This window comes from Alteromonas sp. LOR (assembly GCF_000753865.1).
In the GTDB taxonomy this organism is placed as follows: Bacteria; Pseudomonadota; Gammaproteobacteria; order Enterobacterales; family Alteromonadaceae; genus Alteromonas.
Window position 1 is genome coordinate 431,137 of the sequence record NZ_JQFW01000015.1, and the last position, 13,475, is coordinate 444,611.

Below are 13,475 nucleotides of genomic sequence, written 5' to 3' on the forward strand. Positions count from 1 at the left end.
TATTTCTACTCCTGCGCCATTAATTGTTTAACAATTTCATCGCCTACTTGCGATGTATTTGAAGCTTGGTCTCTTTTATCTTCAGACAGCAGTTCGCCAGTGAGTACGCCCTTTTCAAGAGTGGCGACCACGGCTTTTTCGATAGCATCTGCGGCGTCGTTTAAGTTCATACTGAAACGCAACATCATGGCTGCAGATAAAATTTGAGCGATGGGGTTTGCAATACCTTGGCCTGCAATATCCGGCGCCGAGCCGCCTGCAGGCTCGTATAAACCAAACCCGTCTTCGTTCATACTTGCCGAAGGCAAAAGCCCCATAGAGCCCGTCATCATAGCGCATTCATCAGATACGATGTCGCCAAACAAGTTTGAACACAGCATGACGTCAAATTGCGCGGGGTTCTTCATTATTTGCATGGTGGCGTTGTCGATATAAATATGATCTAACTCAACATCGGGGAAGTCTTTGGCCACTTCTTCTGCCACTTCACGCCACAATCTGCTAGTAACCAATACATTGGCTTTATCTACTGAGGTGACTTTACCGCGACGCTTTTGTGCTGCTTCAAAGGCTGCGACGGCGATACGGCGAATTTCTCGTTTACTGTAGCGCATCGTGTCGTAAGCAAACTCTTCCTCGCCTTCACCCTCACGACCTTTAGGCTGGCCGAAGTAAATGCCGCTGGTAAGTTCACGCACTACCAACACATCTACACCTGATTTAGCAATGTCTTCACGAAGTGGAGACAAACCTTCAAGGCCAGGGTAGATACGTGCAGGGCGCAAATTACTGAATAAATCGAAGTGGCTTCTTAAAGTAAGCAGTGCAGCGCGTTCGGGACGCTGTTCAAGTGGAAGCGTATCCCACTTAGGTCCGCCTATGCTGCCAAATAATATTGCGTCTGCTTGTTCACAACCTAACAGTGTTTTCGCTGGAAGGGCTTCGCCTTCGGTATCGATAGCAAAGCCACCAACGGGAAACTCGGTGCGATTTAGCGTAATGCTAAACTTCTTTTCTACAGCATCTAAGACCTTGTTGGCCTCTTGCATAACTTCTGGACCGATACCGTCTCCGGCTAATACGGCAATTGAAAACTGGCTCATTTACACTCCTACAACGCGTTCTTGTTGATTCTTTTGCTGATCAATCTGGTCGGCCAGATAAGTATTGTTCAGTACAAATATCAATGCTTTTACACCGGCCTCTACGATATCTGTGGCCAAGCCTATACCGTGGAATCGACGATCTTTATATGTGGCGATAACACTCACTTGCGCTAATGCATCTGCACCTTCGCCTTTTGAATCTAGTTTAAAGTCGACAACTTCTAAGTCTTCATGACCAAGAATAGAGATTATCGCTTTAAATGCGGCATCTACTGGTCCGTTACCTGTGCATGCCTGTGTAATCTCTTGTTCGCCCACTTTCATTTTTACGGTAGCGCTTGGGATAATCTCTCTACCCGAATTAGCTTGTAGATAAAGCAGTTGATAGTGCGCTTGGTCGTGCTTTTGCTTATCGAAAAACAACAGCGCCTCAAGGTCGTAGTCGTAAACCTGTCCTTTCTTATCAGCCAGCTTTAAAAACGCATCGTATACGGCCTCTAAATCAAACTCTTCAGGTTTGTAACCTAATTCAGTTAGTCTATGTTTGATAACATGGCGACCCGAACGAGAGGTTAGGTTTAGGTTGTTCTTATTAATGCCCACGCTCTCAGGCGTCATGATTTCATAGGTATTTTGCGCTTTTAAGACACCGTCTTGATGAATACCTGACGAGTGGCTAAAGGCGTTGGCTCCAACAATGGCTTTATTAGATTGCACCGGCATATTACACAGCTGGCTGACAAGTTTAGACGTACGTGAAATTTCCGTGGAATTGATATTAGTATCAATGCCAAGCAGCCCTTTTCGCGTTTGCAAAATCATTGCAATTTCTTCTAGCGACGCGTTACCCGCACGTTCACCAATACCATTTATAGTGCACTCTACTTGACGCGCGCCTTGCTCAACTGCCGCCAGTGAATTAGCAACAGCTAGGCCCAAGTCGTTGTGGCAATGCACAGAGATAATGGCTTTATCGATGTTAGGAACCCGATTGAACAACTGCTGAATAATACCGCCGAACTCAGTGGGTGTTGTGTAGCCAACAGTATCCGGAATATTGACTGTGGTAGCGCCTGCGTGTATAGCTGCCTCAACCATACGGCATAGGTAGTCGATATGTGTTCTGCCGGCGTCCTCACATGAAAACTCCACATCATCGGTGTATTTGCGGGCATGCTTTACCGCAGCCACGGCCATGTCTACCACATCATCATGAGATTTACGCAATTTGGCGCCAACGTGTATTTCCGATGTGGCAATAAAGGTATGAATTCTAAACTGATCAGCTACGCTTAGGGCTTGGCCGCATGCATCGATATCACCGGGAAGGGCGCGGGACAGACCGCAAATCACTGAGTTTTTGATTTCTTTGGCAATCAACTGTACTGATTGGAAGTCGCCAGGTGAAGACACAGGGAAACCGGCTTCAATAATATCTACACCTAGTCTCTCAAGCGCCAGTGCAATCTGTAACTTCTCTTTGGCACTTAGACTTGCTGGCAAGGCCTGCTCACCATCTCGCAACGTGGTATCAAAGATTTTCACTTGATTTGTCATGACGCTCTCTCAATTGAATAGTTAAAAAAAAACCCGTGCTGAGCACGGGTTTTTGTGTGATTAGTCGCTGGTCGCAATCTACCCGTGCAGTCTGGCTGCCTTGAGGAGTAGAGTAATTAGAAGAAAACGAATACGCATTTTTCGAAAATCTTTGCTGACCAAAATTGATAGCGACAATTTAACCATGTGAGCCTTGAACGTCAACCATTGTTTACCATATTGATTAAATTTTTATGAAAAAATTGATCTTAACGCTCATATTAGGATGGCTATCCTAATTGGTGGTGTGAGCTCTCTGGTTTTATGTGTTAAACGTCCGTTTGATTGCTGCTAATGCAGATTATGAGTTTGGCTTTTGAAATGGTTAGTATGTTTGTACTCTTTTTGACTGATATGAAGAAGTTATTAAATGAATTAATACTTATTATTTTTGTATTTTTATGCATGTTTGGTTTGGAATGGCATTATTAATGTCTCCTTAAAAGAAAAAAGGGCGTAGACAAGTCCTTTATTTCAATAAGGTAAAGTTCTTCCAGTTTATTTGAGTAGACAGCCGCATTTCTCTAATAGACAGTGCACGAGGTGATACTCGAGATTTGAAGTTCCAAGCATGACCCGAGCAGGCGCTCGCCATGATGGTTTTCGTTGGTTTAAGAAGAGTTTTACTATCAAAAGTTCCGTAGCTTTCAAGTCCACTTTCACGAGACTCTTCATCTGAGCTTTCAATTGAATGACTAGCCTGCTTATTTCTTCGATTCGCTTCCTGACTGTTTCCCCGATTGATTCCATCAACTGTAAACCAACCGTGTTTGTTCAAATGAACGACATCGTCTACCAACATCGTTTTGTCGATAGCGTCTAATTCAAGGTGAATACCTTCAATGGTTTTAACTAAGACCGGAACAATTAACCCATAGTCGGCATGTTTTCTAAACCATTGCGCCGTTGCATCAGCATCCTGTGGTAAACGAGGCGCAGATTTTGGCTGCTTTGCATACCAGCTTCCGTTATAGGTATCGGTAGATAGTGGGGTGGGGTTGGTTACAAAATATCGAGCGACACTTCTAATATGATGAGGCAAGCCACCAATTCGGCGTTTTAGGATAGACGCATTACTGATACCGCTGTGGGCAATAAACAAAAGTTCTCTTTCATATAGCGCCGTACACACTTCAGAAAACTGTGCGTGATTACCACCTAGCTCGCCTAAGTCGTTAAAAAAACCTGATTGTGTTTTTGGCGGATGACTTTTTGTGCTCACGTTAACATCGCGTTTTGACTGTCTCTGCACTAACCGTATCAAGAATACTGCTATCTCGCCACTGCTCGCTTATTAATTGCGCTAGAAGTGAAGAAAGAAGAAATGCATTTTGCGAAACGCCTGATCGGATTATGGTTCGGGCGGCGGCTTAACGCGATGAGTATTATTAGCATAATTGATAATACTTTTTTTGCAAAAGTTAAATTGTCTGGCCATCACTAATAGCTTCCTCATCAACGTCAAAATCAATATCAACATTCGCCTCACCTAATAAATTACCAATTCCACATTTTTGGTAAGTTTCTAGGAAGGTGTTGTTTTTCCTTTTGTTATTTCAAAATCAGTAAATTAGCGGCCTAAGGGCCTGTTTCAATAAGGCTAAGTAAAATTTAAATAAAATTTACATTAAAAACAGTTTGGTATTACCAACTACAGTCTTAATTCCGCTTTTTGTTTACATTCTTGGTTGACCAATAAAGTTTTTTGGCTTAACTTTGTGAACGCCTTGTGAACGTATTGTAAGTTTTTATCTGGCAGGGCATATGACGATGAAAAATAATTCTGTGATTCAGGTGGGCTAGTAACTCACTTTTCAATCCTTAAAGGAAACACAAATGGGACACAAACTATCCAAGATTACACTTGCCGTGCTGTCAGCTACATCACTCAATTTTGCCTCAATGGCCCATGCACAAGAGGCTGAAGAGCAAGGCAAGCAAGAAAAAGAAGTTGAAGTGATTGAAGTTTCAGGCATTCGCGCTTCACTCGCAAGCGCCCTGAACGAAAAGCGCTTTAGCAATAACTTAGTTGAAGTTATCGAAGCCGAAGATATTGGTAAGCTGCCTGATCAAAACTTAGCTGAAGTCCTCGAAAATATTACCGGTATTCAAATTACGCGTTCTGCTGGTGTTGGTACTGGCGTGCAAATTCGTGGTACAGACGCAAACAGAACAGAAATCAACGGTGTTTCAACAGTAGGTTCTGGCGCAGGTCGAAGCGGTATAAACTTCGAAGACGTGTCAGCTGCAATTATTGCAGGCCTTGAGGTAACGAAATCTCCAGATGCGAAAACTATCGAAGGTTCAGTCGGTGGTACCATCAATTTAAAAACTATTCGCCCTCTTCAACTTACTGAAAGACTTGCTGCCGTTCGAGTACAAGGCGAAAACAGTAGCCTTACAACAGACAGCACTTTCCAACCACGTTTTTCCGGGACTTTCGGTGATAACTGGGAAAACGACAACGGTAAGTTTGGTGTAGTAATAAGTGCAAGCTACGCAGAGCAGGATGTGACTGCATTCCGCCCACGTGCTGACCGAGATAACTTAGTAGCTACTGATAGTGGCTTTGCAAGCGCCCAGGCGTTTGACTTCCTTCCTATCCAGTTTTTCGTTCAAGACTACGATAACTTTGAATATGAAACTAAGAACTTTGTAGGTACGTTTGAGTGGGCGCCGAATGACAACTCTAGAGTATTCTTCGACGCGGTCATTAACGACCAAGAACGTCGTCAAGAAAGCTCGCGAGTTCAGGCTTCAGGCGTTAGTGCACTTAATGACATTTCAGTTCCTGATGAATATGAAACGGTTAACTTTGGTTCACTAGGTGGAAGAAACCTAGGTTCTGTAGAAGCGGCACTGCGTGGCGTCATTCCTGTAAACCTAGAGAATGATGATGACGATCCAAACCTTCGTTTTTCTAGCGATACAAACTCTCGTATCACCGACAGCAAAATATTCAGATTTGGTGGTGAGTGGCAAGGCGACAAGTGGAGCATCTTCTCTGAAATCGCGTCATCTTCATCAGATACTACAACGCCTAGCTTCAATACTACGCTTAACTTTATTAACCCTAATGCGCCCTTAGACGCTGGTGGCGGTAACGATAACAGTGTGCCATTTGCCTATGATTTGTCAGGTGGGTCATTAGCATTTGGAATCGCTGAAGGTGCAGATTTTGCGCCTACTTCATCACAGTTACTCGACCCTAATAATGTAGTATTGCGCGACGTTAACATTGGCCGAGACACAACGGAAAACTCTGAAGATGCGTTTCGTGTAGATGTGTCTTATTACATCGATTCACTAATTACGTCAGTAGACTTTGGTTATCGTTATAATAAATCGTCAAGCGTGCGAGAAGATATTGGTACCAGCGTAGGTTTGCGTACCATGGACGACAGTCCTCGCGGTAGCCTGTTCGCTGACCTTCTCGTTGCTGGTCCAGACAACTTTAATGATGCGGATGGCCGCCAGCTATTCGTAAAAGACTTCCTTTTAATTAACCCAGAGTTAGTTGCATCAGACCCAGATGGCGTTTTAGCAACACTTCAGTCTGCATTGACGACCCATGGTTCTAGCAGATCGTTAAGCCAACCGACGGCGTCATCATCTGGTTTCTTTGATATTGAAGAAGAGACTCATGCACTTTATGCACAAGCTAACTTCGAATACGAAATGTTCCGTGGTAATTTCGGTTTGCGCTATTTGCAAACTGACGTTACGTCATTAGGTAATTCAATTACTGAAGATGATGCCGGCAACGAGCTAGTGTCAAGAGTGACTAACAAAGGTGATTACGATTTCGTATTGCCACGTTTAAATATCGTTGCAGACGTTACCGACGATGTGGTTGTTCGCTTCGGTGCAGGTAAAGATATCCGCCGTCCAAACTACAACGACCTATCTACCTCTGTGGTTTACAGCACAAGTCCTAACCCGAATGTAGCGATTGGTAACCCTGGCCTAAGTCCTGAAGAAGTGACGTCATACGATTTATCAGCAGAATGGTATTTTGCAGAGGCTAGTGTTGTCAGTATCGGTATATTCCATAAAACACGTAAAGATCTTTTTGTTGACCAAATTGTCAGCCCATTCGAAGATCCAACCACTGGCTTCCGTGACCTAACCGACCCTTGTGAAGGCGGCGGTATCTTCAACCCTATTGCAGATATCAACGTGTTTGGTCCTGATTTAGGAACGGGTGTGTGCGTAGGTACAGAAACTAAAGTTAACGACACGGGTGAAACGACGCAAAAAGGTATTGAATTTGCTGTTCAGTATGACTTGTCAGGCTTTGAAAAAGAGCTAGGTTGGGCATCAGGTTTCGGTGTGTTGGCTAACTATACCATCCAAGAGTTCTCTGGTGGCGATACTGAAAATAGTGCGACCTCACGTGCCGCTAATGTATTTGCAGCAACAACGGGTAGCGAAGAGGAAGTATCTGCAGTTCAGGGCCTACTCAATCTTTCTGAAAATGCTTACAACTTCACGCTGTATTACGAAAAGTACGACTTTTCTGCACGCATGCGCTACACGTGGCGTGAAGCGTTCAGAACGGACGACTTCGGAAGTACTTCCAGTTTCCCTTGGGGCTTCCCGGCTGTTCAAGGGGATCGCGGCCAGCTTAACGCAAGCGTTACATACACTGTGAATGAAAACTTAAACGTTGGCATTGAAGCGGTGAATTTAACCGAGTCAGAAGTTGACCAGTATTGTGTAAATGAAAATGCCGTTCTTTGTTTCCAAGGATTGACAGATCGCCGCATCACTGTTGGCGCAAACTACAGATTCTAGAAGAGATACTGTAATCAAGGTTTGGCCTTTGTAACAAAAGGCCAAACCATTAACACTCAGCCATCATAATTTGGCTATTAACATATAGCGGAGCAACCCGCCTAACGTTGCAGTCATCCTACAGGTGATAAGCCGTAAATATCCCCTAAGGCGATTGTGACTTGGCGAGGCGTAATTAGCATTGAAACTGGATACTCAAGCGTTCATTCACCAATGTAATAAATGTATGAATATCCTACCTTTACCAACTTTTCATTTACCAATATTTAAATGTAAACCTAGATTGGTTGACAAATTGGTATAATAAAAATAGACTTTTGTTATGTGCTTCCGGTTATCAATTAACACGGTTATCCCGAAGGGGCTAAATCGTTAAGCAGTCTCTAGCGTTATTAAGAAAGAGTTTTATTAACCAGTGAATAAACAAGACTTCACTGCTTAGAACTCAATACTAGTATCAAAATTTAGGAGTTATTCATGTCCAAACCAACGATCGGTTTTATCGGCCTAGGCCTTATGGGCGGCAATATGGTTGAGAACCTTCAGAAGAAAGGTTACACAGTTACCGTAATGGATTTAAACAAAGACGCCGTTGAGCGTTGTGTAGCTCGCGGCGCGAATACAGCGTCTACGGGTAAAGAACTAGCTGAACAGTCAGATATCGTGATGTTTTGTTTAACAACATCAGACATCGTTGAAAAAGTGGTATACGCAGAAGATGGTGTCTTAGCGGGTATGAAAGCCGGTTCAGTATTGATTGATTTCGGTACATCAATTCCTGCTTCAACGCGCAAGATTGGCGCAGACTTAGCAGAGAAAGGCGCTGGTATGATTGATGCGCCGCTAGGCAGAACGCCCGCGCATGCAAAAGATGGCCTATTAAATATTATGGCGTCTGGCGATATGGAAACCTTCAACAAAGTTAAGCCGGTACTTGACGATCAAGGCGAAAATATTTTTCACCTTGGTGCATTAGGCGCAGGCCATACTACTAAGTTGATTAACAACTTTATGGGTATGACCACAGTATGTGCAATGTCACAGGCATTTGCTGTTGCCGAAAAAGCGGGTGTTGATAAACAGCAGCTTTTCGACATTATGTCTACAGGTCCGTCTAATTCACCGTTTATGCAGTTTTGCAAAAACTACGCGGTTGATGATGTTAGCGACTTAGGCTTTTCTATTGCTAACGCTAACAAAGACCTTGGATACTTCTTAAAAATGGTAGAAGACCTTGGTACTGAGTCGAAGATTGCTGAAGGTTCATCTGCGAACCTCAATGCTGCCGTCGATGCAGGGCTTAGCAACGGTAATGTGCCGGAAATTTTTGACTACTTCAAAACGCTAGCAAAGTAATAGCGAATCAAGGTAGATGAGCGCTCGAGATAGAGTATTGTATCAAGAGCGCTACGTTCCACTATCCTCAAACCTAACATCGTTTCTGTAAAAAATATGACATTTTTATTTGCCGTCTCGATAAAGTAAGAGTGTGTTATGCGATTAAGTACGGTCTATTTAGCAAGCTTATTATTCACAAGCGCTTCATTTCTCTCATTTTCTATTGATGCTGCCGACTACGTTGTTTCCTCTCAAGATGAATATAAAAACGTTTCAGGTAATCTAACGCCTGGCGACACTATCATTTTAACGTCTGGTGTCTGGCAAGATTTCGAAATATTGCTAGAAGGTAAAGGTACGAGCGAGGCGCCAATCACCTTAAAAGCAGAATCAAAAGGTGATGTAGTATTATCGGGCAAGTCAAACTTAAGGTTGGCAGGGGAGCACCTCGTTGTTTCTGGTCTAGTGTTTAAGAATGGTTACACGCCAACTAGCGCCGTTATTGCATTTCGCAAGAATAAAGAAAGTTACGCCAATCACTCTCGCGTAACAGATGTTGTTATTGATAACTTTAACAATCCAGACAAGCAAGAATCCGATTATTGGGTTGCTCTTTATGGTAAGCACAACCGCTTCGATCACAACCATCTAGAGGGTAAGCGCAACAAAGGCGTGACGGTTGCTGTTCGTCTTAACTCAGAGGCCAGCCAAGAAAACTACCACACCATAGACCACAATTATTTTGGCTATCGCCCCACGTTCGGTTCAAACGGCGGTGAAACCCTTCGTATTGGAACCAGTCACTTCTCCCTCACCAATTCGTACACGTTGGTAGAGAATAATATTTTCGAACAAACTAACGGTGAAGTAGAAATCATCTCTGTTAAATCTGGCAAAAATACGTTGCGCGGAAATGTATTTTTATCGGCTAGAGGCACACTGACTCTTCGCCATGGCAATGGCAATATCGTTGAAAATAACGTGTTCCTTGGCAACGAGGTTGCACATACCGGTGGCATCCGCGTTATCAACAAAGATCAGGTGATCAGAAATAACTACTTAGAAGGCCTTAAAGGCTATCGCTTTGGAAGTGGCTTCACCATCATGAATGGCGTTCCTAACTCTCCCATCAACCGCTATCACCAAGTAGAAAACGCAACAATCACAAACAATACGTTCATCAACGTTGACCATATACATCTTGCTGCAGGCAGCGACGCCGAGCGAAGTGCAGCGCCTAAATCCACTATTTTCAAAGACAATGTGGTTTATAACCAAAACGACACACAGCCATTTTCTATTTTCGATGATGTTAGCGGTATTTCCTTTCGTGATAATGTCACTAACACAGATGCTGCAAGCCCCATTGCGAGCGGGTTTGATAAGCAAAAGATTTCACTAGAAAGAGCGGAAAATGGGCTTTTTTACGCTAAAAGAATAGCTCAAGGTGTTGATGAGTCTTTATCAGTCATAGACAAGGAAAGTGTAGGAACCTCCTACTATCCTAAAACGGTAGTCTCTGATGATTTCGATACAGGAAATACCATCGCTGTTGAAGCCAGCGCAATGGCGTTAAAAAATGCCATAGCAACAGCACAAAATGGTGATGTGTTAGAGCTTGCTGAGGGAGAGTTTGTTGTACCGTCTGTACTCTACATTGATGACGCTATCACTATTAAAGCGCGAAATTTGCATAAAACCACCCTGTATTTTGAGCGCACTGCGCTATTTGAAATTCGTGACGGGGGAAGCCTAAAACTAGAAGGCCTGGTTATTTCTGGTGCACAAAGCCCTGATTCCTCTGGCAACAGTGTGGTACGTACAAAGAAATGGGGCATGGTAAACAATTACCGATTCACACTAGCAAACACCATTGTGAAAGACCTTGATATTAACCACTCGTTCTCATTCTTTACCTCTGGAAAAGGGGCCTTTGCTGATGCAATAACCCTTTCTAATAATACTTTTACATCGGTTTCAGGAGATATTCTTCGCCTAGATAAAGAAATTGAAGATTATGGTATTTACAACGCTGAATACGTGACCCTTGCGCAAAATACATTTACAGATATACAAGGTGGCGTACTTAAGCTGTATCGAGGTGGTACTGATGAAAGTACATTTGGCCCGCACTTACTGATGACCAACAACGTGCTAAATAATGTGGGTAACGGTAAGCGCAACAAAAAAGGGGCTAGCGTGTTCTTACACGGTGTGCAGGTGACTGATGTAAAGAGTAATGAGTTTATTCAGTCAGCACCTCTTATCATTGACCACACGGTTGGCGAGCCTATCACTTCTGTAATCGATAATACGTTTACGGCCACACCCACAATACAAATCCAAGAACTTCATGCCGAAGGACCACATACCGCAATACTAAAAAATAATATTGTTGCGGGAAAGGAAGCGAGTAACCTATGAAAAAGCTAGCAATTATATCGTGCGCCACAGCAGTGTTGTTATTTGCCGCGTCATCGCTGTCATTCCAGTCGCAGGCTGCCCATCCCAACTTAGTAATTACTGAAAGTGATGTGGTTGACATGAGAGCCGCCGTGAAGGAAGGAGGTCGCTTTTCAAATGCCTATCATGCACTTAAGGCAAACATCGACTTTTACATGACGCAGCCAAATGTTGTACCTGTGCCAAAAGATGGAGGCGGCGGTTACACCCACGAACGTCATAAGAAAAACTATCAGCTTATGTACAACGCTGGCGTGCTGTATCAAATCAGCCAAAATGAAGCTTACGCCAACTACGTTAAAGATTTACTGCTCGATTACGCTGCACTGTACCCTACACTTGATGTGCACCCAAAACGAAAAGTAAAGTCGCAAAACCCTGGAAAGCTATTTTGGCAGAGCCTAAATGAAGCCGTTTGGCTAGTGAATACTATTCAAGCCTACGATTTGGTTTATACGGCGCTAAGTGATGGTGAACGAGCAACTATAGAAAACAAGCTGTTAAAGCCAGTTGCACTATTTCTCTCTGAAGGCCAGCCCTCTACGTTTAACAAAGTGCACAATCACGGCACTTGGGCTACCGCTGGTGTAGGTATGGCCGGATACGTGATGGGCGAACCAGAATGGGTAGAGAAGGCGTTATACGACCTTAAAAAGTCGGGTAAAGGCGGGTTCCTGCGTCAGCTTGATACACTGTTCTCACCTCAGGGCTACTATAACGAAGGCCCTTATTACCAGCGCTATGCACTCATGCCCTTTGTTACTTTTGCCAAAGCGATTGAAAACAATCAACCTGAGAGAGACGTGTTCGACTATCGTGATGGGGTTTTACTTAAAGCCATTGATACCACCATACAGCTTAGCTATAACGGTTTATTCTTCCCCATCAACGATGCTATCAAAAGCAAGGGGATCGATACTATCGAACTGGTTTATGGTGTTGCGGTAGCGTACGGGCGAACAGGTGATACAGCCTATTTAGACATTGCTGATAAGCAAGACCAAATTGTATTAACTGGCGACGGTGTAAAGGTAGCAAAAGCGTTAGACGATGGTTTAACTACACCTTATAGCTTCCGCTCAGTCGCATTTGGCGATGGCAAAGATGGCGATGAAGGCGCTTTGGTCGTCATGCGCAGCGAGAAAAATGGTGATTCTGCAGTACTGTTTAAACCCGCTGCTCAAGGGTTAGGCCACGGCCATTTCGATAAACTCACATGGCAGTTCTATGATGCAGGTGAAGAAATCGTATCTGATTATGGCGCTGCTCGCTTTTTAAATGTGGAAGCAAAGTTTGGTGGTCGTTATCTGCCGGAAAACAACAGCTATGCTAAACAAACCGTTGCGCATAACACGATAGTGGTGGATGAAAAAAGTCATTTCAATGGTAACGTCAAAGTAGGCAATCGCAATGCACCAACCTTAAATTTCTTTGAAAGTAATGCCTTTGGAACGATAGCCAATGGAGAGATTGAAACGGCCTATGATGATGTGTCGCTAGAAAGAACGTTGGCGCTAATTGACCTTCCAAAAATAGACAAAACGGTAGCGCTGGATATTTTCGACGTGACCTCATCAAGTAAGCATCAGTTCGACCTTCCGCTTCATTACAAAGGGCATCTAATTGATACCAGCTTTCCAATGACGGCTAACACATCTTCACTTCCAGCTTTAGGCAAGGACAACGGTTATCAGCAACTTTGGCTTAAGGCTCAGGGAACGGTTGAAGACACCTTATCAAGAGTGACCTGGCTTAATGAAAATGGACACTTCTATTCTCAACTAAGCTTAGTGACTTCTCCAGAAACCTTTTTATTCACGCAGCTTGGTGCTGGCGACCCTAATTTTAACCTTCGAAATGAAAATGGATTTATTCGCAGAGTAGAGGGTGTTTCATCTCACCAGTTTGTGTCTGTGCTTGAGCCTCATGGGAGCTACAACCCAAGCAAGGAGTTTACGCTTAATGCATCAAGCTCAATAACGGCGCTTTCAATGGATGAAGAGTCTGGGATTGTGCTGGTTACACTAACTGCCGCCGAGCATACGTTTCTGATTGCGATAGACAAGCGAAGCGCCGCTGCAGATGAATCAAATTCTTTCACTTTTAACAAAACTTCATATTCTCTTGATGGCCGATTTGCCGTTTATGAGCTGTAACACGATTAGGAATAGATAT

Annotated in this window: 7 protein-coding genes; 4 read left to right on the forward strand and 3 right to left on the reverse strand. The window is 43.6% G+C overall.

Going from position 1 to position 13,475, the window contains the following annotated elements:
• Positions 1-5: 5 nt before the first annotated feature.
• The 3 genes from leuB to JV36_RS0107260 all read right to left on the reverse strand — a co-directional run bounded on the left by leuB (position 6) and on the right by JV36_RS0107260 (position 3,924).
• The gene (gene leuB, locus JV36_RS0107250) at positions 6-1,103 is read right to left on the reverse strand and encodes a 3-isopropylmalate dehydrogenase (protein WP_032094286.1); all 1,098 of its coding nucleotides are present in this window, start codon (positions 1,101-1,103) and stop codon (positions 6-8) included.
• Positions 1,104-2,663, reverse strand: coding sequence for a 2-isopropylmalate synthase (gene leuA, locus JV36_RS0107255; RefSeq protein WP_032094287.1), 1,560 nt, complete (start codon positions 2,661-2,663; stop codon positions 1,104-1,106).
• A gap of 508 nt (positions 2,664-3,171) precedes the next feature.
• The gene (locus JV36_RS0107260; RefSeq protein ID WP_032094288.1) at positions 3,172-3,924 is read right to left on the reverse strand and encodes a hypothetical protein; all 753 of its coding nucleotides are present in this window, start codon (positions 3,922-3,924) and stop codon (positions 3,172-3,174) included.
• Between the two features lie 614 nt (positions 3,925-4,538).
• Between JV36_RS0107260 and JV36_RS0107265 the strand changes: the two genes are divergently transcribed.
• From JV36_RS0107265 to JV36_RS0107280, 4 genes are all read left to right on the forward strand, one after another.
• Entirely contained in the window at positions 4,539-7,499 is a 2,961-nt protein-coding gene (locus JV36_RS0107265) for a TonB-dependent receptor (RefSeq protein WP_032094289.1), read from the forward strand.
• Between the two features lie 477 nt (positions 7,500-7,976).
• A complete protein-coding gene (locus tag JV36_RS0107270) occupies positions 7,977-8,855 on the forward strand; it encodes an NAD(P)-dependent oxidoreductase (RefSeq protein WP_032094290.1) in 879 nt (292 codons plus the stop codon).
• 138 nt (positions 8,856-8,993) lie between these two features.
• Complete coding sequence (locus JV36_RS0107275) at positions 8,994-11,261, forward strand: polysaccharide lyase 6 family protein (RefSeq protein WP_032094291.1); 2,268 nt, start codon at positions 8,994-8,996, stop codon at positions 11,259-11,261.
• A complete protein-coding gene (locus JV36_RS0107280; RefSeq protein ID WP_032094292.1) occupies positions 11,258-13,456 on the forward strand; it encodes a heparinase II/III domain-containing protein in 2,199 nt (732 codons plus the stop codon). The genes JV36_RS0107275 and JV36_RS0107280 overlap by 4 nt, the downstream gene beginning before the upstream one ends.
• The last annotated feature ends 19 nt before the right edge of the window (positions 13,457-13,475 follow it).

Coding starts and splice junctions, on each gene's coding strand:
- leuA (WP_032094287.1), bottom strand. CDS start 2,663: ATGACAAATCAAGTGAAAATCTTTGATACCACGTTGCGAGATGGTGAG.
- JV36_RS0107280 (WP_032094292.1), top strand. CDS start 11,258: ATGAAAAAGCTAGCAATTATATCGTGCGCCACAGCAGTGTTGTTATTT.
- JV36_RS0107265 (WP_032094289.1), top strand. CDS start 4,539: ATGGGACACAAACTATCCAAGATTACACTTGCCGTGCTGTCAGCTACA.
- leuB (WP_032094286.1), bottom strand. CDS start 1,103: ATGAGCCAGTTTTCAATTGCCGTATTAGCCGGAGACGGTATCGGTCCA.
- JV36_RS0107275 (WP_032094291.1), top strand. CDS start 8,994: ATGCGATTAAGTACGGTCTATTTAGCAAGCTTATTATTCACAAGCGCT.
- JV36_RS0107270 (WP_032094290.1), top strand. CDS start 7,977: ATGTCCAAACCAACGATCGGTTTTATCGGCCTAGGCCTTATGGGCGGC.